Below are 20372 nucleotides of genomic sequence, written 5' to 3'. Positions count from 1 at the left end.
TCCGTCAGGATGCCGCCTGCGGGAACACCCCCACAGGAAGAAGCTCGTTGCCGTCCCACTCCCCGCAGACGACAAGCGGGCGTCCTCCACCTGCGGCAAACATTTTCCAGGCGGCGGCATCGTCCACGGCCAGAGGAACGAGTCTGCCCGTTTCCGAAAGAAGCTGCCAGCGTTCGGCGCTGCGGACAAGACGCGCACCGCCGAAAAAGAGAGGAAGCGGCGTCTGCCATGGACTGGCCGCCAGTCGTTGCGCCAGATCATGCAGAGCCTCCTCCAGCGTGAACGACGGAAGAGGACCGAACGGCTCGGAAACAGGGGCATCGGCGACAAGGGCTCGAAGCGGGGAGGCTCCTGGATAAAAAACGAGCGTCATGCGCGCGCAGCTTCCGGGCAGAAATACAGGTTCAAAGGAGCGGGTACCGTGGGAAAAATCGAGAAGAAGCGACATCCGTCCGCTTTCCCTGCCAAAGAGCCACACGCGACGACGCCAGAGCCTGTCCTCTTCGGCCACGCTCACGCCGATGACGCTCCACACGTCGGAAACCCGGTCTTCCCCGGCCAGCACGACATCCTTGTCGGGAAGATAGCCCAGCGCGTAGCGGACATCCGCCTGCTGCTCCGGCGAAAGCTGCTCCATGCGGGAAAACGCCTCCGCAAGAAGCTGAATCCGCCCCATTCTGCCGAGCAAAACGGCGGGCCAGTCGTCACCTCCGTCCACAAGCGAGGCCATGCCCCGCACGCGGGCGGCCAGTCCCGGCATCTGTGCGTCCACCATGCGGGCGGCAAGCCTGTTCCACTCCTCATAATGTCCTGAAAGAGACGAAAGCCCCTGAACCACCTGATCGTTCATCCAGCGGCAAAGTTCGTCCAGTCCCGCGCCCATGCGCTCGAGACGTGCGGCCTCCTTTTTGGGAGAAGCGGGAGCGGCACTCTTCTTTTTAGCCCTGTTCTCTTCCTTTTTTGCGGCGCGCTGCTGCCTGCCTTCCAGCCATTCGCTCACCCATTCGGGACGGTTGCCTTCGGCAAACGCGCCCTTCTGTCCGGCCAGGAGCAGAAGCAGCGCCAACGCGTGCTTGCAGGGAATTTTTCGACTGGGACAGGAACAGGAACAGACCGGCCCGGCAAGGTCGACCTTCGTCTGATAGGGTTTCGATCCGCTGCCCTGACAGAGTCCCCAGGCTGCGGCATCGTCAAAACCGAGCGTCTGCCATTTGCCCGGAGAGGCAAGAGAACGCGCGGCCTTCACCGAAGCATCGTCCGGCGCCATGGCGAGAACTGCGTCTACCGTGATGTCCATACGTTATCTCCCGGAGGAATCCGCGCATGCAGGGTGCGCGGCAGACAGTGCAGATGATATCTATCTGTAACGGCAGGAAATCATGGCGTCAAGCGCAGGAGGAAAAATGCAGAAAGCACAGGCTCCGGCGCAGAAGTCGTCCGGCCCGGATCCACGCTTGTTCCTTTCAGGAACAACAGACGCAGGCTTTACAAGAACTGCGCTCCCCGGCTACATCCTGAGGTTGTTGCCGGGGAGCGTCTTCCGCAATCCGGTCCGGTCATGGAACAGCACGACGCGTTTGAACGAACAGGTTCCGCTCTCCCGGGACGCGCTGCGGTTCAGCGCCATCCTTCCGACCGTCATCAACTTCACCTCTTTCGGACGCCCACCATGGAAAAGTCACCGGAAACACAGAAGGCTCTGGCCGTTCTTGAAAAATTCACCAGCGACCAGTGCTGCGGCAAGTGCATTTCCTGCCGGGAAGGCACAAGGCAGATGCAGCAGATTCTCGAGGACTCTCCGCTCCCCTCTCCTTCCGAGGAGGAGCTTGCCCTTCTTTCCGAGCTCGGCTCGCTCATAGATCACACCGCCCGCTGCGGACTCGGCAAAAGCATCGCAAGGCAGGTTCTTTCCGTTCTCGAACATCAGGGCGGAGAGGAGCGTGTCATAGAGGAATACCTGCCCGGTCCCTATCAGGAACTCATTTTCTTCGACATCGACCCCAAACGCTGCAAGGGCTGCTCGAAATGTTCCCGCATCTGCCCGGTACATGCCATAACGGGTGTCATCAAGCAGCCTTTCGTCATCAACCATGAACTGTGCATCAAGTGCGGCACCTGCATGATGAACTGCAAGTTCGGCGCCATTTCCATCAAGGACTGACAATCATGGGCAGCATGATCATCGACGGCATCCGCGTCGAATTCACCGATGAAACCAATGTGCTGACGGTCATACGCAAGGCTGGCATCGACCTGCCTACGCTCTGCTATGTTTCGGAACTTTCCGTGTACGGCGCATGCCGCCTCTGCACGGTCAAAGATGACGAGGGCCGCTATTTCGCTTCCTGCACGGTACGCCCGCGCGACGGCATGAACATTCAGACCAACACGCCGGAGCTGCGCAGGTACCGCCGCACGCTTCTCGAGCTTCTTCTCGCCTCCCACGACCGCGACTGCACGGTGTGCAACAAAAACGGCGACTGCCATCTGCAGAATCTGGCCGAGCGCATGGGCGTAAGAACGATACGCTTCAAAAGCGCTCAGGACCGCCACGACGTGGACAACAGCTCCAACTGCATCGTGCGCACGCCGAGCAAGTGCATACTCTGCGGCGACTGCGTGCGCATGTGCGACAACATTCAGGCCGTGGACGCCCTGGACTTTGCGGGCAAGGGCGTGGCCACTCTGGTCACTCCGGCCTACAACCGCCGTCTGGCGGAAACCGATTGCGTGGGCTGCGGCCAGTGCCGCGTGGTCTGCCCCACAGGGGCCATTTCCATCAAGAGTACCGTGGACGAGGTTTGGAACGCGCTTGCGGATCCGAAAAACAAGGTGGTGGCTCAGGTGGCTCCGGCCGTGCGCACGGCCATAGGCGACCGATTCGGCTTCCCCGCCGGAAAGAACGTGATGAACCGCCTCGTCACGGTGATGCATCGCCTGGGCTTTGAAGAAGTGTACGACACGGCCTTCGGCGCCGATCTCACCGTGACCGAAGAAAGCCGTGAGCTTGAGGCACGCCTTGCCTCCGGTGAAAGGCTGCCGCTTTTCACGAGCTGCTGCCCGGCGTGGGTGCGCTTCTGTGAAAAGAAGCATCCGGAATTCATTCCAAACCTTTCCACCTGCCGCTCGCCCATGCAGATGTTCGGAGCGGTGCTGCGCGCCTGGGACGACAAGTCTCCCGATGAAAGGGGACGCCGGCTCGTTTCCGTGTCCATCATGCCCTGCACTGCCAAAAAGGACGAGATACTCCGGCCCGAGTCACGCACGAACGGCAGGCAGGATGTGGACTACGTGCTCACTACCGAAGAGCTCATCGGCATGATACAGAGCTATGGCCTCACGCTGAACGGCGCGGACAAGGACGCGGCGGACATGCCCTTCGGCATCACCTCCGGCGCGGGACTCATTTTCGGCACAAGCGGCGGCGTGGCCGAAGCCGTGCTGCGCAACTTCCTTGCCGGACACAGCCGGCAGGAAATCGACGCTCTCAAGAAAGTAGGGGTTCGCGAAGAACACGGCATACGGGAATTCAGCTTCCTGCAAGGCGACAGAACAATACGCGCGGCCGTGGTCAGCGGTCTGCGCAACGCCGACATGGTGCTGAACGCCATCCGCGAAGGCGGCAAGCATTACGACTTCGTGGAATTCATGGCCTGTCCCGGAGGCTGCATCATGGGCGGCGGGCAGCCGGTCTCCTCCCACGACAACCCGTTCCGGGCCCGTCGCGATTCTCTCTATGAGGCAGACATCAACATGCAGATAAAAAAGACCAGCGAAAACCCGCTGCTCGACACGCTGTATTCCACGCTGCTCAAAGGCAGGGAGCACGAGCTCCTGCACAGAAACATGAGCGGCAACTAGCATAAGAACGCGTCTTCATCAGCGTTCCGACCGAAAAAGCCCTCTTTCCGCAACGCTGCGGAAAGAGGGCTTTTTGCTTGCACACTGCTCCCCGAGGAACCTGCGCTGCAAAAAAACATGAGTCCTCATCTTCAAGGCAACCAGACGAAAAACGTCCGGTTCCCTGCGGAGCCGGACGTTTTCAGCACTCACAAAAAAGGCCTCACGACGCAGATTCCCACACCACGTCCGTTCTGCCGAAGCACTTTTCCAGAGATTTGTAACAGCGTTTCAGCCTCTCCTTTTCCACGGGACAGGGCACGGAAGCATGAACGACCAGCGCAAGATTCTGGTTCTTTCTGGCGAACTTCACGGACACCACGGCCTGACGATGACTCTTGTCCATGCCCTCAGCCAGAGAAAGAAAGAGAGAAAGACAGCGCGCATGATCCTGCCAGTCCTCAGCCAGCGTGACGGCGCAGCCCTTATCCTTCTTGGAATACCCGTACCGATGGTAAAGAGCGAGCGCCGCCATGAGCGACACCTCCTTCTGTGTGAACCCGAGCATTTCGCTGTTCTGAATGAGGTAATGGCTGTGCACGTTGTGCTTCGTGAAGGAAATAAAGATGCCTATGTCATGCAGAAGCGCAGCATAGTGAAGAAGCTCGCGCATTCTGGCCGGACCGCGATACAGACCGAGCTCCCGGGCGGAGTCAAAAAGCATGAGCGCAAGCTTGGCCACGTAGCGGGAATGCACCTCCTCGAACCGGCACAGTCTTGCCAGACGCAGTACGCTTTCGTCCCGCACGGAAAGTCTGCCCTTTTCCGGGAAAAGCCGGTCGATATAATCGGCCAGCGCCCCGTCCCGAAGTCCACGGCCGGAAACCCGCACGGAGTCGAAGTCCAGTTCCTCCATGATGGTCTGGAGTATGGCCGCGCCGGGAATGAGAATGCCGGTACGGCGCGGATTCATGCCGGGAAGGGACATTCTTTCCTCTTCATTGCGGTCGCAAAGCGCTCTGACCACGCGTCGGAGGGAACTGTAGCTCAGAAGCTCCGGAGTGTCGCCCGTCTTTCTTCCGCTTTCCCGTTCCATGGCCACGGCCATTTCCGCAAGGCTCTGAATGGTGCCGGAGCTGCCCACAAGTTCGCCGGGCCCCTGAGCCTCCATGCGCTGCAGGGGCAGCACGGCGTGATCACGCACGTACTTCTGCATTTCCGCATAGCGCTGGGGACTCACCGTTCCCGAACAGGGGAACAGTCCGGCCAGGCGCACGGCGCCGAGCTTGAGAGACTCAAGCTCCAGAATGTTGCCGCCGCTTGCCACGGAAAGCTCGGTGCTGCCGCCGCCTATGTCGATGAACAGCCGCTTTCCGGCAAAGGGTTCGAGCGCTACGGAGACGCCCCGGCAGATGAGACGCGCCTCTTCCCTGCCGGAAATCACCGTGAAGTCGATGCCTGTCTCGCGGCGTATCTCGTCCATGAACTCCTGACCGTTGTCCGCGTCGCGCACGGCGGCCGTAGCCAGAGCCACCACCTCGTCCACACCGTAGGAACGGCACATTCCGGCAAAACCGCGCAATGCGGCTATGGTTCGCCGCATGGGCTCAGGCTGAAGTCTGTGTTCCTCAAAAGCCCCCTCACCGAGACGCACCATCTGCTTCACCTGATTGAGTACGCTGGTCACGCGGTTCTCGCCGATGCGCACGATCATCATGCGCAGCGAGTTCGATCCCAGATCCATGATGGCTACGGTACGCACACCCGAAAAAGGAGCTTCAAAGGACATCCCTTTCTCCTTCCTTTCCCTGCTCGATGTCCAGTCTCCCTCCGTACAGACGCACCAGAAGATCACCCTTCTTCAACGCCCGACGGCATTCCTTCCGGCAGGACTCCGCTCCGAAGCAGACCAGGCGCATGCTTTTGCGGCGAAGCGTGACGCGCATCTCCTCCACCGCTCCCCGATGCCGGTAATCAAGACCGTCGGCAACTCTCAGCAGCGCGGCGCATGCGCAAAGGCTTCTGCGCTCTTCCCGGGAAAGCGCGGCAAAACGGCGATGCTTCATGCCCGGCCAGGCACGACGATGGTAGCGAGCCAGAAGCGCCACCAGCGAACGGTCGGAATCCTCAAGTCCGAAGGAAAGCGACAGGCGGTCGTTGCCCTCAATGATTTCCATGCTGCGCTTGTGATGACGACGCCGTCCGCCTGCGGCAAACCCGAGGTCGTGCCACAGAGCGGCCTGAGCCAGCAGTCTTGCCCAGCGGATGTCGAGCTCGAACCTGCGAGAAAAGGCTTCAAAAAGAAAAAGAGAAAGTGCCGCCACGTGACGCCCGTGATGCACTGCTTCCAAAAGCGCCGTGCCGGAGACTTCGCCGAGGCCCGCGCCGAGGCTGTCTTCCTCGGCGGAGTGCTCCTTCATCCATTGAAACATCTGCTCCACGGCGTTCTGCTCCAGTTCCTCGCAAAGAAGCTCGCCCCGGAGCATGTCAAGTTCGCCGGGAACGCGCTCGGAAGAGGCAGAATCAGCCTCGTCCGCCCCTGCCGCTCCGCCGTCTTCAGACAGCGCAGCAGCAGACGCGTCGCCTGACGTGCCGGAATCCAGGCCTACGCCCGTCTCGCAGATCATCTCCTCCATTTCATCTGCGCTCCCGCAAGCCGTTGAACAAACCTCTCCGGCAGCCGCTGCGCACTCCTCCATGGATTCGACGGAAGCGCCGTTCACGCTCACGGCCGCCGTTTCCGCGGCAACCGCACGACCGGCACGGCTCTTCGTACCCGACCTGCGGGTTCTGCCGCTCTTTCCTGCTGACTTGACCATACGTTCCTCCATAACAAACAATGACTCAGCGCTTCAGAAGAAGTTCCTGAGAATTCACAGGTTCACTGCCTTCCGCAGGATGCAGACGCACGTACTCTCCAGAGTTACGCAGCTCCCAGGCCTGCATGTTGTCGGCAAGCTGGAGTCTGAGCACTTCGAGCAGTGTGCGGCGCAGGTTCTCGTCAAGCACGGGCGTGAGCACCTCTATGCGACGGTCCAGATTGCGGGTCATCATGTCTGCGCTGCCCATGAACATGCAGGAATCTCCGCCGTTATGGAACCAGTACACACGGGCATGCTCAAGAAAACGCCCCACGATGGACCGTACCGTGATGTTCTCGCTCACGCCGGGAATGCCCGGAATGAGACAGCAGATGCCGCGAACGATAAGGTTCACCTTCACGCCGGCCATGGATGCCGCATACAATGCGCGAATAATCTTGCGATCCACGAGCTGATTGCATTTCATGATGATCTCGCCCTCACCACCTCGGGCGCAGACGGCGATCTCGTTCTGTATCTGCTCTATGAGTCTGCGACGCATGGCGTTCGGCGACACAAGAAGCTCGCGGTAGTTGTCCTTTTCCGCATAGCCCGTCATGACGTTGAAAAGGTCGGCCATGTCGGCGCAGATGTCGGGCTGACAGGTCAGAATGCCCATGTCGGTATACATTCTGGCCGTGGAAGCGTTGTAGTTGCCCGTGCCTATGTGGGCATAGCTCACCACGCCTTCCGCCTCACGCCGCACCACAAGACAGAGCTTGGCGTGAATTTTCATGCCCACGAAGCCGTACACCACGTTCACGCCTTCGCGTTCCAGCTCCTCCGCCCAGTTGATGTTTCGCTCCTCGTCGAAGCGGGCCTTGAGTTCCACCACGGCCGTCACCTGCTTGCCGTGCCTTCTGGCCTCGATGAGCGAGCGCACGATGGGCGAATCGTTGCCGACGCGGTAAAGTGTCTGCTTGATGGAAATGACGTCCGGGTCTTCGGCGGCCTTCTGCACGAAGTCCAGCACGGGCGTGAAGCTGTCATAGGGGTGATGCAGAAACACATCCTGCTTGCGAATAATGCGAAAGAGGCTGTCCGTCTGCAGAAGAGGGGGAATCACAGGGCTGTGACTGGGAATCTTGAGACCGGGTCTGTCGAGCCCGTACAGAGACATGAACTGCGCAAAGGCCAGCGGCCCCTTTACCCGATATATCTGGAAAGGCTTGAGGCCCAGATGCTTGATGAGAAACTCCGAAAGATCCGAAGACATGCCGCGCGCCGTCTCAAGGCGCACCACGCCGCCGAAACGGCGCTGTTCCACCATGTCCTGCACGGCTTCGAGCAGATCGTCGCTGTCGTCCTCGTCGATGTTGACGTCGGTGTTTCTCGTAATGCGGAACAGGCCGGAGTCCATCACCGTATAGCCGGGGAAGAGAAGCCCGAGATGTTCCTCAATGAGCTCCTCAAGAAGCAGTATGTCCGCGTCGCGCACATTGGCCTTGAGCCCCAGCGATGCGTAGGTCTTGGCTTCCTTGTTGCGCGGAATGAAAATGAAGCGCGGCACGTTGCTCGGGCAGCGCAGTCTTGCAAAGCGGGCAATACCGTCCCTTCCCTGAAGACGAATGATGAAATTCAGGCTGAGGTTGGAAATGGTGGGAAACGGATGGCCGGGATCTATGGCCTGAGGCGTGAGCACGGGATAAATCTCATCACGGAAATAGGCCAGCAGAAAACGCCGCTGCTTTTCCGTGAGTTCATCGTAGTGCACAAGGTGCACGTCCCTTTCCCGCAGAAGAGGAACAAGCTTCTTCTGCCAGTGCTCGCTGGCCTTCGAGAGCAGAGCCGAAGCCCTGCGGCGTATTTCGGCAAGCTGACGCGCGGGCGTCATGCGATCCGCCTCGGCGCTGGCCGCCCCTTCACGGTACTGCCGTAGCACCTTGGCCACGCGCACCATGAAGAACTCATCGAGATTGTTGTAGAATATGGCAAGAAACTTGGTCTGTTCCAGGAGCGGAAGCCTCCCGTCCAGAGCCGTTTCAAGAACACGGGCATTAAAGTCGAGCCAGCTCAGCTCTCTGTTCAGGTAATAGTCCTGCGCCGAGAGATCAATCTTCTTCTGACCTGTCTGCTGCGACTCTGACGCCTTTTCTTTCTTGTCAGCCACGACTTATGCCTCCACGTTCTGCTGACCGGACATATGGTCGGCGATCTTTCTTGCACGATACGCCATTTGTTCTATGGCTCCAAGCACGTCGATGAACACAAGCCCGGCTTCGGGAGAGCAGTGACCGGAACTGAGGCGGGAGGCATGGCTTGCCCGCAGCACGGATTCCTGTTCACGCACCCGGTCGGCCAGAGCGTCCAGCGCGGCCTTGTCCTTTTCCGTAAACGGTTCTGCATCGAATACCGCCAGGGCAAGCCGGACGGATCTGCGCGTTTCGTGAAAGAGCGCTCGCACTTCCTTCATGGCCTCGGAAGAGAAATCGTCGCCTCTCTTCTTGCGGTATTCATAAAAATCTATGAGCCGCTTGCCCTTGTCGCCTATGCGCTCAAGATCGCCCGCGCTTACCACGCAGGCCTCAAGCGTCTCGGCGTCCTTTCCGTCAAGCCCGCTCTGCATGATGTCGGAAGCGTAGCTGCGAATGGCCTCTTCCAGGCCGTCCAGCTTTTCTTCCAGAAGAAGCACCTCTTCCTTTTCCTCTTCCTTATGTTCAAAGAACACCTTTTCCGTGCGTTCCAGAAGCTCGAGCACAACCTCGCCCATATGACGGCACTCATGCTTCACGGCGCTCACGGCCACGACAGGCGTACGCTGAATGAGAAGCGGATCAAGATACACGGCATCGCGGCGGTCGACGCGTTCGGCATCGGGAATGATCTTGCGGATGAGCGCCGCAAAGGGCCGCACGAAGGGCAGGAACAGAATCGTGTTGCAGATGTTGAACATGGTATGGGCGTTGGCGATCTGATGCCCGATGGACGAGGATGAAGCCTCGATGAACCCTATCCACAAAGGCATGAGCGGCAGCCAGATGCACACGCCTATGACGTTGAACAGCACGTGTGCCGCGCAGGCCTGCCTTGCGGCCCGCCCCGTACCGAGAGCGGCAAGCACTGCGGTAATCGTGGTGCCTATGTTGTCGCCGAAAATGATGGGTATGGCGGCCTCGAGGGGAAGCAGTCCCTGCACGCCGAGCGCGATGGTCAGACCCACCGTGGCCGAGCTGGACTGCACAAGCAGCGTAAGAAACATGCCTGCGGCAAGGCCGAGAAGCGGATTGTCGCTGAAGGCAAGAAAGATGTCCTGTCTGTCGCGCAGAAAAGCCATGGAACTTTCCATGGTCTGCATGCCTATGAAGAGCAGACCGAAACCGAGCAGACCTTCACCGATATGCTTGAGCTTCTTGGATGAGCAGACGAAAATGAGCAGCACGCCGACAATCACGAACAGATACGCCAGATCCTTGACCCGGAACGCCAGAATCTGACCCGTGATCGTGGTGCCTATGTTGGCGCCCATGATGACGCCTATGGCCTGCATGAGATTCATGAGCCCGGCGTCCACGAAGCTCACCGTCATGACGGTGGTGGCGCTGCTGCTCTGGATGACCATGGTGACCGCCGTGCCCAAAAAAACGCCCATGACGGGCGTTTTCGTAAACATTCCTATGATGTTGCGCAGCCTCTCGCCGGCTACCATCTGCAGGGATTCACTGATGAGCTTGATGGCGTACAGAAAAATACCCACACCGCCGAGAAGCTGCATGGCTGTAAAAAACGACATACCCTTACTCCGTTGTCAGCTGTCTTATTGATTTCGGAGAAGAATGCCAGAGCCATGTGACATCAATATTACAGTCCTATGACATCCGAAGACACAATCAGTCCTCCGTGTCGGGCGCCGTCTCCCCGTCGCGCAGGGCCTGACAGTCGCGGCAGCACACGCATTCCGGTGCGGCGAGTATGCGGGAAAGCGGAATGAGCTCGCCGCAGTCCTCGCAGTATCTCTCGCCCCACGAGCCGCCGAGCGAAAGTCTGCGCAGCAGACTGAGTCTTCTTGCGCTGCGGTCCGCAAGAGCTCCGGCAAAGCGCACGGACTCCATGTGCATGGCGTCGTCCAGCATGTCCGGCATGGCTTCGCCCTGAAAAAGTCCCTGCAGATACTGCAGTCTTTCCTGTTCCTCGGCAAGTTCCGCGTTCAGACGTTCAAGCGCTCTCGCTTCCATGATGCCCTCCGGGTGAAAGGTTCGGTCATGCGCCCGCCTCCATGAAACGGACCGGCCGTTTTTCCGTTCTCAAAAAGCCTAGCAGACCGCTTTTGAAAAAACGATGATACGCAGACGGAACCCGGCAACGTTATCACGCGTCCCCGTTCCGGCGCGAATCACGAAGCAGGATACCATGCCGGAAAAAAAGATACGTCACGCTCCGATGAACATTTCATGAAGATATGATGGCACAGTGCCGTCATGCTCCTGCGACAACGCCTCGCCGCAACGTCCATGCGATTCATTCCGGCTCCGGTCTGAACAAAAAGACATTTCCGGCTTGTCATTTTCTCATCCTTCTTATACTCTGTTGCGAACACTTTTTCTTTCAGGAGTCACGCATGTCCCAGCAGGCATCTTCCGATTCAGGCAAAGGCAGTGCCCGCGGCCTCTTTTCCGGCAACATAGGTTTCATTCTCGCCGTGGCCGGTTCTGCCGTAGGTCTTGGCAACATCTGGCGTTTTCCCTACCTCGCCGCCAAATACGGAGGAGGCATCTTCCTGCTGGTCTATCTCATTCTCATGCTCACTTTCGGCTATGCGCTCATCGTGGCCGAAACCAGCCTCGGCAGAAAAACCAGACTCAGTCCCGTGGGCGCCTACCGCGCCTTCGGTCAGATGAAGCGCAATCCCTTCCTCGTGTTCGGCGGCTGGATAAACGCCGTCGTCCCCATGCTCATTCTGCCCTACTACTGCCTCATCGGCGGCTGGATCATCAAATATCTGTTTGAATACGTGGTGGGCGACGTGACCCTCGTGGCCGGAGACGGATATTTCGGCAGCTTCATCTCCTCATCTTTTGAGCCCATCTTCTGGAATCTCATCTTCCTCGGCTGCACCCTCGGCATCATCCTCAAGGGCGTGGAAGGCGGCGTTGAACGCGCCTCGCGCGTCATGATGCCTCTGCTGCTCATTCTCGCCGTCATCGTGGCCGTGTACTCCATGACCCGTCCCGGAGCGGGCGCGGGCATCTACTACTATCTCGTGCCGGACTTCTCCAAATTCTCCATCATGACCGTGGTGGCCGCCTGCGGACAGCTCTTCTTCTCGCTGTCCATAGGCATGGGCATCCTCATCACCTACGGCTCCTACATGAAGAAGAACGTCAACGTCGAACAGGCCACCTACAGCATCGGCTTCATGGACACCCTCGTGGCCACGCTGGCCGGCTTCATGATCATTCCCGCCGTGTTCGCCTTCTCCGGCGGCACCGCCGAGGCGCTGAACGCCGGCCCCTCGCTCATGTTCATCACCATACCCAAGATCTTTGAAAGCATGGGCTTCGGCGGCATCATCGGCGCCGTGTTCTTCCTCATGGTGTTCTTCGCCGCGCTCACCTCGAGCATTTCCATCATGGAAACCTGCGTTTCCACCCTCACCGACGAGCTCCACTGGTCGCGCAGAAAGAGCGCCCTGTTCATGACCTTTGAAGCCATCGCCCTCGGCGTGCCCTGCTCTCTCGGCTTCGGCGTGTGGGACTTCATCTCCATTGCCGGCCTCAGCATTCTCGACATGATGGACTTCCTTGCCAGCCTCATCCTCTGTCCTCTGGCCGCCATGCTCACCTGCCTGCTCATCGGCCGCATCGTGGGCATAGAAAACCTCATTTCCGAAGTGAAGATATCCTCCGCCTTCCACGGTGAAAAAATCTTCCGTATCTGCATTTCCTGGCTGGCTCCCCTGCTGCTTCTCGTGGTGCTCGTCTCCTCCGTGGCTGCGGCTCTCGGCATCATAAAGATATGACGACGCCTTTGCCGGGATTTCCCGGCAGGCACCCATCATCCGCATGAAAAAAGGGCCTTCGATGATCGAAGGCCCTTTTTTCATGCCTCGCGGACGCAAGACACCAGCTCAAGAAGAAAACATGCACATCAGCAGTAAAGCTCGGGAACCCGGTCGAAAAACACGGGAACGGTCTCCCTCATGCGACGGACGGAGGAAAGCTCGAGTTCCGCTCCCGCAATTTCCTCCTGCTCTCCGGCATGGGCAAGCACCGTTCCGTCCGGGGCAATGATCATGGAACTGCCGGCAAAGTTTTCCGCTCCCGAAGTCCCGCAGCGGTTGCAGGCCACCACATACATCTCATTTTCCACGGCCCGGGCGCGCAGCAGCGTTTCCCAGTGCTCCCGGCGAACCGCCGGCCACTCGGCGCTGACAAAAAGCACCTCCGCGCCGTTCACGGCAAGCGCTCGTATGAACTCGCAAAAACGGATGTCGTAGCATACGGCCAGCGCGCAGCGCATCCCGCCCATGTCGAACAGACACCGTTCACGCCCCGGGGCCAGATACCTGTGCTCATCCATGAGACGAAAAAGATGCACCTTGTCGTATCCGGTCACATACCGGCCGTCCCGTTCGATGACCTGAGCCCTGTTGTGCACGGCTCCATCGCTTTCGGAAAGCACGGAACCGCCCGCAAACGCCACATGATATTCCCGGGCCAGACTGCCGAGAAATGCCGCGTCGTCTCCGCCCATGGGCGATGAAAGCTCACGGGCCCTTTCAAGATCGTACCCCGTGGACCAGAGCTCGGGCAGCACCAGAACGTCCGGCGGACACGCCGCGCTCATGGCCTGCGCCGTCATGCGCCTCACCGTATTCCGGTTGGCCTCCCTGTCTCCCTTGACAACATCCATCTGCAGCACGCATACCTTCATGCTCTCTCCTCCCGTCACGTTGCCCGGCGCCCGTCCCGAAGACGGCATCGCCCCGTCCTGTCACGCCTTTTCCTCCACACCGCCGGAAGCGGCGTGCTTTTTTTCGTGATAGACGTGCAGCCTCTGCCTTACCCGTTCGTCCATGCGGCCCTTGAGCCACAATTGCGTGGCGTTGAACACGTTCTGCGCGATGGAATAGGCGGCAAGCCCGACCACCACCAGCGGGTCGAAATACTGAAAGGCCAGCCACATGGCCAGCATGAGATTCTTCTGAGCCAGCGCCTGCCCTGCGGAAATGCGGTGATGATACCATCCGCCCACGAACTTGCCCACCAGAAACTGCAGCATGCACACGACAACTCCGGAACCGGCAATCAGCGCCTCCAGGCCGACGTCCTTTCTTCCGGGAGCAAGAAGCATGTCAAACGTGCTGCCCATGAGGATGAGTATCATGAGCGCCCAGAGATAATAGGACACGCTCCCGTGACGGACGATGGTCTCACAGACCTTCGGGGCAAAGGCCTGAAGCAGAAGCGCGCAAACCAGAGGCAGAACGAGAATGGGCCCCACCTGAAGCAGCACGGACATCATGGAAGCAAAAAAAGGCATGTCCACATGGCCGGGAGCCATCATCGGGACAAGAAGCGGCGCGGCCACAATGGAAGAAAAAGTACCCAGGAACACGTACGTCGCAAGGAACCCCACGCTGCCGCCCAGCATGCCGGTGATGGTGGCGGCCGCCGTCGCCGTGGGCACGAGCATGATGAGTCCCACGGTCTGCGCCGCAAGGTCGTTCCACTGCTCGAGAATCATGTAGAAAATCAGACTGCCGGCCATCTGCAGGCCAAGAAGAATGACGTGCAGCCTGTGAATGCGCACCGTTTTCAGGGACATTCCGCAGAACGTGAACAACAGCATCGCCATGAGCAGAAACGGCGAAAGCGGGGAAAAACGGGAAAAGAAGGCGTGGCCCAGGGCTCCGGTCACTATGGCTACAAGCAGTGCCCACTGCTTGAGCAGGGCAAGAAGGCGATTCATGATGCATCTCCGAAAAAACGCTTTCCGAAGAACGCATCACAACCGTCCGTCGGAAACCTGTCTTTGAGCATAGGCGCAAAGCCCTTGCACGGCAACCATGCAGCAGTGAAACATTATTGTTCTTCATTCCGCAACGTATCGTCTGAGAAATGCCGCAGAAAGAGCATGGCTCTCCGGTGCTCCGCATCGGCATGACAAAAAAGTTTTTTCGTCCGTTGCCGTTCGCAATGTTCAGCCTCACGACGCACTCAATTACGGAAGAAAAATTCTCTGCTTTCAAACATTCAGAGCATCAATACGATCAATATCATTTATATTCATAAAAACATGGCAAAATACATATCTTGTATTCATCGACATTAAACGCAAATTCATGTAAAAAACTTATGATGCATACAAAATATTAAAAATATGTTGACACAGGCAAGATTATCATGACAATTGTTTCATGGAAATATTCATTCTTATAGTCCTCATCGTTCTGAACGGCATTTTCGCCATGTCCGAAATCGCGCTCGTCACGGCACGCAAGGCAAGGCTTTCGGCAAAAGCCTCCGCCGGAGACAAGTCGGCACAGGCGGCCATCCGCCTCGGCGAAAATCCCACCCGCTTTCTGTCCGCCATACAGATAGGCATCACCTCCATAGGTCTCCTGAGCGGCATCTTCGGCGAATCCGCACTCGCCGGTCCTCTTTCCGCCTGGATGCAGGAAAGCCTCGGCATTCCCTCTTCCACTTCAGGAATGCTGGCCACGGTGATCGTGGTCATTGCCGTCACCTATCTGTCCATTGTCGTCGGCGAGCTGGTGCCCAAGCGGCTCGGACAGATCGCACCGGAAAGAATGGCCTGCCTCGTGGCCCGGCCCATGACGGCGCTGGCCACCATAAGCGCCCCCTTCGTGCTGCTTCTCTCCTGCTCCACCAGCCTCATTCTCCGTCTTCTCGGTGCCCGCCAGAATGACAGTCAGGCCGTCACGGAAGAGGAAATACAGGCCATGATCGATGAAGGCTCGGAAGCCGGAGCCATTGAAAGCCGTCAGCGCGACATGCTCCGCAACGTGTTCCGGCTCGACGACCGGCCGGTAAGTTCCATCATGGTTCCCCGGGCCGACATACGCTTTCTGGACACCACGCTGTCCCCGGAAGAAAATCTGAAAACGCTGGGCCGGTTCGAACACTCCTGGCTTCCCGTCTGCCGCGGGGGACTCGGCAATCTCACGGGCGTCATCCGCACCAATCAGGCTCTTCTGCTGTGCGCCGGAACGATGCCGGATGCGGAAACCTTCTCCCGTGAACTTGAGGAACAGAGCGTTCCTCCCGTTTTCGTGCCGGAAGCCCTCACCAGTCTGGAACTTCTGAAGCGCTTTCAGGAACAGCGGCTGCACATGGCCTTCATTGTGGACGAATACGGAACCCTGCAGGGCATCGTCACGCCGCGTGACCTTCTCAAGGTCATGGCCGGACAGATAGGCGACCCCCACGAAGACGCCTGGGCCGTGCAGCGGGAAAACGGCAGCTGGCTCATGGACGGGAGCATTCCCGTTCCCGAGCTGAAGGACAGACTCGGCATCCAGACCCTTCCCGACGAGGACAAGGGCTACTACACCATCCTGAGCGGAATGTTCATGTATCTCACCGGCCGCATTCCCCGGGAGGGCGATCATGTCACGTGGCAGGGCTGGCGCTTCGAGGTCGTGGACATGGACGGCAACATGGTGGACAAGATACTGGCGGAAAAACTGCCGGAAGAGAAAAAAGAACCGTCCGGGAGCTGACTATCCGTCTTTTCATGAACCGCATGCACAGGGCCGGGCCACGCGTCCGGCCTTTTTTCATGCCCCTCCGGCAAGAGGCTCCGCACTTCTTCCGGCAAGTCGCGGCCATGCCGCCCGCCTCTTTTGAGCAGCAAAAAACCGGCCGGTTCGTGGAGCGACGAGCCGGCCGGACTGAAAAGGGGAGTATGGAGGAGAAGAGTATGAGAATCTCTGGTTATCCAGGGGAGTCGACAACCTTCGACATCTCCCTTCTACATGAGCTGCAAAGAAAGTCACGTTTCAAACTCTTTCCTGCCATGAAATATTTTGCAAGGAAGACGCTGTGCCCGTCTTTCCGAACCGCTCTCACTTGCGCACGGCGAGGCTTCTGTCATACACTTCAACGGAGCCGCGCCACGAGCCCGGCCAGGAGGACATCATGAAAAAAATAGGCATCATACGCTGTCAGCAGACGGAAGACATGTGCCCCGGCACCACGGACTTCAAATGCGCCGGGGCGGGCACCTTCGCCTTCGAGCCCTTCGCCCCCTGCGAAATCGTCGGCTTTGTGAGCTGCGGAGGCTGCCCGGGGAAAAGAGCCGTGGCACGGGCGAAAATGCTGGTCGACCGCGGGGCCGAAGCCGTATTTCTGGCATCATGCATAAGCAAGGGCAAACCCATCGACATTCCCTGTCCGCATTATGAAACCATGAAAGCGGCCATCGAAAAGAAACTGGGAGAAAACGTGCCGGTCATCGGCTGGACGCATTGAGCCTTTCTTTCCCGGACGCTGACTATCCGGCGTTCGGGAAAGACGCCGCACGTCCTTTTGTGACTTGAAGCAGAGAAACGGCCCCGGACCGCCTCGTCCATGTTCTGCCTTCCGTCTGCGGAGGTCCCGCCGCGCCGGGCAGAGAAGATACGCCATGCAGATAAATCTCACCAGGCTTCACGTCTTCTATCTGAGTGCGCTTCACGGCAGCATGAAAAAGGCGGCCGAAAAGCTCTGTGTCTCTCCGCCTGCCGTGACCATGCACATCAGGAATCTGGAAGAGGAGCTCGGCATGCCTCTCTTCGCCCGCAAACAGGGCGGCCTTCTGCTCACGGAACAGGGGAAAAAGCTCTATGACCTCGTGGAGCCCATGTTCCGTCCGCTCGACGACATAGAGCGCTACCTCACCGACCTCGTCAGCGGTGAAAACAGAGAACTGCGCTTCGGCACGCATCATCTGAATGCCAGCTATTTCGTTCCCGACCTGCTCGCCCACGTCCGCGACCTCCACCCTGAGCTCTCCATTCAGATGACGCTGGGCGTACAGGATGTTCTGCTGGAAAAACTCGCCGGACACCAGCTCGATCTCGTCCTGATCATCGGAGAGCCGCCACAGGACACACGTTTTCAGGCCGTGCCCCTGTTCGACATGGAAATGGTCCCCGTCACCGCTCACCCCACCCTGTTCGCCTCCGGAAATGCCTCCATGCAGGAGCTGGATGGAATGCCGCTTCTGCTGCAGCAGCGCGGCGGCGGAGCCAGAAAGACCGTCATGGACTGGTTCGGGCGCTTCGGCGTCCGACCGGACATTCTGCTGGACGATCTGAGCTCCGACGTCATCAAGCAGTTCCTGCCCCGTCACAGGGCCCTTTCCTTCATCGGACGCTTCATCGTGCAGCATGAACTGGACAGCGGCCTTTTCCGCGAAATTTCCCTTCAGGAAGGTCTGCCCATCCTGCGCTTCCATATCGTGCACAACGCCGCTCCGGTTCCGCGACCCGTCCGGCAGTTTCTGGAAAGCATCCGGAGCTTCTCCCCCGCCTTCCGCACCGCCTCCTGAACGGCGACGCTCCTTCCGGACACGCCGCTGTCCGGTTTTCTTTCTCCAGAGGCGTTCCGGTTTCCTGCCTTCCCGGGGCCTTTTTCCATGCAGGAACTTCGTTGATACCGTGCATGCCCCGGGCGTTTTTGCCGGACAAGCCCTGAAATGGGACGGCGCGAGGCCCTCTCCCGTGCTCTGTTCTCTGACGCCCGTCTCTTCTTCCCGACGCAGCTTTGCCCTGCGCCTCCTCTGACAAACGGCACTGTTAGCGCATGAAATCCGCATGCCTCTCTCTCACCGAAAGCGACGGAAAGCTTCCTGCTTAGCGCCTTTTCCCCTGCGATACGCACCCCTTGTGCAGAAAATCTCCCATCCCTTCCGCAGAAACGCCTTTCCTCCCGCCGCCCGTCTTCCGAAGCTGCGCCTCTCTTCCCATAATGCCCGTTTCCATCCGCGTATCGGGAAAAAATGCCTTCCGAAAGACGACGGCCCGCATAAAAAAATCAAAGAAAAGAACAGAAGTTAAGTTTAACTTAATTAATATTAATATTAATTGTTATTTCAACATCTTGTGAAAAAATGTCTACAGGGTAAGGTACAAATCACTGTAAAGGAAGGCATTACTTCTCGTCCTCCCGGGGGCACGACGGCCCATGGAAAAACGGATAAACGGCCACTCCAAGGAGCATCACATGGCAAACAGCAATACGCAGACCTCGGCAGCGGGTCAGTCGAAAAAGGACCTGCTGCAATACCTTGCCTCGACCATCGGCATACTCATCACCTTCGGCTTCGGCTATCTTCCTCCTCTCGACCGCATCACTCCCATGGGCATGAAAGTGCTCGGCATCTTTCTGGGCATGATTTTCCTCTGGTCCTTCGTCAGCATTCTCTGGCCGAGTCTGCTCGGCATCGTGGCGCTCATCATCTCGGGTTACGCGCCGCTGCCCAAGGTGCTGCAGCTTTCCTTCGGCGACAACATCCCCACACTCATCCTCTTCGCCATGGTGCTTTTCGGCGCCATCCAGCATGTGGGGGTCACCCGCTACATAAGCCGCTGGTTTCTTACCCGCAGAATCATCAACGGCAAGCCGGTGATGTTCAGCTTCATCTTCATCTACGCGACCTATGTGCTGGCGGCCCTTTCGGCCAACATTCTTCCCGCGCTGCTTTTCATGTGGGCCATCCTCTACAGCGTTCTGGAAGACGTGGGCTACAAAAAAGGCGACCGATATACCGCCATCATGGTGGTCGGCACCATGTTCGGCGCCATTTCCGGACAGGCGGCCAAGCCCTTCACCGGCTCCGCGCTCATGATCATAGGGGCGTATGAAAAGGTGGCGAACGCCGAGCTCGACTATCTGCAGTACATGCTCTTCGGCTTTCTCCTCTGTTCGCTCGGCATCGTGCTCTATGCCCTGCTCATCAAATTCGTGTTCCGGCCGGACATGTCCAGAATAAAGGACATCTCCATCGAGCGCTTCCTGAAGGACAAGCTGCCCCCCATGAACGCCACCCAGAAAATCATGATGACGGCCCTGTTCGGCTACCTCATACTGGTACTTCTGCCGAGCATTCTTCCCAAGAGTCTTCCCGGCATAGGCCTTCTGTCCAAGATAGGACCTCTCGGCGTAGTCATGCTCTTCGTCATCGGCCTGAGCATCTGCCGCGTGGACCACAGGCCCGTTCTCAACTTCAAAGACATGGCGGGAAAATACATCATCTGGGACGTTTATTTTCTGGTGGCCATGGCCATGGCCGTATCCACCGCCATGACGCAGGACAGCACCGGCATCACGGACTTTCTGTCGCAGAACCTGAATCCGCTGCTCGGCGGCCACTCCTACTTTGTCTTTGCCGTCATCCTCATAGTGTTCTGCTGCACCATCACGCAGTTCGCCAACAACGGCGTCATGGGCGTGCTGTTCATGCCCGTGGTCAAGATCTTCAGCGAGCAGGCGGGAGGCAACTTCGAGGCCACGGCCACGCTGCTCATCTTCGCGCTGCACGTCGCCATCCTCACGCCCGCAGCCTCCCCATATGCAGCCGTGCTCTACGGCAACAAGGACTGGATAAGCCAGAAGGACGTGGTGCACTACGGCCTCATCATCTTCGTCATGTGCGTCGTCATGTACGCTCTGGCGGGTATTCCCCTGCTGTCGCTTATCTACTAAATTAGATGTCGCCCCCGCTGCC

Annotated in this window: 15 protein-coding genes; 7 read left to right on the top strand and 8 right to left on the bottom strand. The window is 58.5% G+C overall.

Going from position 1 to position 20372, the window contains the following annotated elements:
* Window positions 1–4 precede the first annotated feature (4 nt).
* A complete protein-coding gene (locus tag Q0J81_RS02975; protein ID WP_294445953.1) occupies window positions 5–1297 on the bottom strand; it encodes an SWIM zinc finger family protein in 1293 nt (430 codons plus the stop codon).
* Window positions 1298–1669: 372 nt separating this feature from the next.
* On the opposite strand from Q0J81_RS02975, the gene Q0J81_RS02970 reads away from it, so the two are divergent.
* A complete protein-coding gene (locus Q0J81_RS02970; protein WP_294445952.1) occupies window positions 1670–2161 on the top strand; it encodes an NADH-ubiquinone oxidoreductase-F iron-sulfur binding region domain-containing protein in 492 nt (163 codons plus the stop codon).
* A gap of 5 nt (window positions 2162–2166) precedes the next feature.
* Window positions 2167–3861 carry a [FeFe] hydrogenase, group A gene (locus tag Q0J81_RS02965; RefSeq protein WP_294445951.1) on the top strand — a complete coding sequence of 565 codons (1695 nt, stop codon included), beginning with the start codon at window positions 2167–2169 and terminating at the stop codon, window positions 3859–3861.
* A 202-nt stretch (window positions 3862–4063) separates the two neighbouring features.
* Here Q0J81_RS02965 and Q0J81_RS02960 read toward each other — a convergent pair whose 3' ends face one another.
* The 5 genes from Q0J81_RS02960 to Q0J81_RS02940 form a co-directional block, all read right to left on the bottom strand.
* Complete coding sequence (locus Q0J81_RS02960) at window positions 4064–5629, bottom strand: Ppx/GppA phosphatase family protein (RefSeq protein ID WP_294445950.1); 1566 nt, start codon at window positions 5627–5629, stop codon at window positions 4064–4066.
* Entirely contained in the window at window positions 5619–6659 is a 1041-nt protein-coding gene (locus Q0J81_RS02955) for an HD domain-containing protein (RefSeq protein WP_294445949.1), read from the bottom strand. Before Q0J81_RS02955 ends, Q0J81_RS02960 begins: the two co-directional genes overlap by 11 nt.
* A gap of 25 nt (window positions 6660–6684) precedes the next feature.
* Complete coding sequence (gene ppk1, locus Q0J81_RS02950; RefSeq protein ID WP_294445948.1) at window positions 6685–8811, bottom strand: polyphosphate kinase 1; 2127 nt, start codon at window positions 8809–8811, stop codon at window positions 6685–6687.
* A gap of 3 nt (window positions 8812–8814) precedes the next feature.
* Window positions 8815–10431, bottom strand: coding sequence for a Na/Pi cotransporter family protein (locus Q0J81_RS02945; protein ID WP_294445947.1), 1617 nt, complete (start codon window positions 10429–10431; stop codon window positions 8815–8817).
* Between the two features lie 97 nt (window positions 10432–10528).
* Complete coding sequence (locus Q0J81_RS02940; protein ID WP_294445946.1) at window positions 10529–10873, bottom strand: TraR/DksA C4-type zinc finger protein; 345 nt, start codon at window positions 10871–10873, stop codon at window positions 10529–10531.
* A gap of 383 nt (window positions 10874–11256) precedes the next feature.
* Here Q0J81_RS02940 and Q0J81_RS02935 point away from each other — a divergent pair, with 383 nt between their 5' ends.
* Entirely contained in the window at window positions 11257–12657 is a 1401-nt protein-coding gene (locus Q0J81_RS02935) for a sodium-dependent transporter (protein ID WP_294445945.1), read from the top strand.
* Window positions 12658–12785: 128 nt separating this feature from the next.
* Here Q0J81_RS02935 and Q0J81_RS02930 read toward each other — a convergent pair whose 3' ends face one another.
* Both Q0J81_RS02930 and Q0J81_RS02925 read right to left on the bottom strand, forming a co-directional pair.
* Window positions 12786–13571, bottom strand: coding sequence for a carbon-nitrogen family hydrolase (locus Q0J81_RS02930; RefSeq protein ID WP_294445944.1), 786 nt, complete (start codon window positions 13569–13571; stop codon window positions 12786–12788).
* Window positions 13572–13631: 60 nt separating this feature from the next.
* The gene (locus tag Q0J81_RS02925; protein ID WP_294445943.1) at window positions 13632–14609 is read right to left on the bottom strand and encodes a symporter; all 978 of its coding nucleotides are present in this window, start codon (window positions 14607–14609) and stop codon (window positions 13632–13634) included.
* A gap of 448 nt (window positions 14610–15057) precedes the next feature.
* Here Q0J81_RS02925 and Q0J81_RS02920 point away from each other — a divergent pair, with 448 nt between their 5' ends.
* The 4 genes from Q0J81_RS02920 (at window position 15058) to Q0J81_RS02905 (ending at window position 20350) form a co-directional block, all read left to right on the top strand.
* Window positions 15058–16383, top strand: a complete 1326-nt coding sequence (locus tag Q0J81_RS02920) for a hemolysin family protein (RefSeq protein WP_294445942.1) — start codon at window positions 15058–15060, stop codon at window positions 16381–16383.
* Between the two features lie 418 nt (window positions 16384–16801).
* Window positions 16802–17134, top strand: a complete 333-nt coding sequence (locus tag Q0J81_RS02915; protein WP_294445941.1) for a CGGC domain-containing protein — start codon at window positions 16802–16804, stop codon at window positions 17132–17134.
* Window positions 17135–17288: 154 nt separating this feature from the next.
* The gene (locus Q0J81_RS02910) at window positions 17289–18194 is read left to right on the top strand and encodes a LysR family transcriptional regulator (protein WP_294445940.1); all 906 of its coding nucleotides are present in this window, start codon (window positions 17289–17291) and stop codon (window positions 18192–18194) included.
* 674 nt (window positions 18195–18868) lie between these two features.
* Window positions 18869–20350, top strand: coding sequence for an SLC13 family permease (locus Q0J81_RS02905; protein WP_294445939.1), 1482 nt, complete (start codon window positions 18869–18871; stop codon window positions 20348–20350).
* The last annotated feature ends 22 nt before the right edge of the window (window positions 20351–20372 follow it).

This window comes from uncultured Mailhella sp. (assembly GCF_944324575.1).
Classification (GTDB): Bacteria; Desulfobacterota; Desulfovibrionia; order Desulfovibrionales; family Desulfovibrionaceae; genus Mailhella.
The sequence above is the reverse complement of the archived record's forward strand: the minus strand, read 5'-3'. Positions and strand labels throughout refer to the sequence as shown.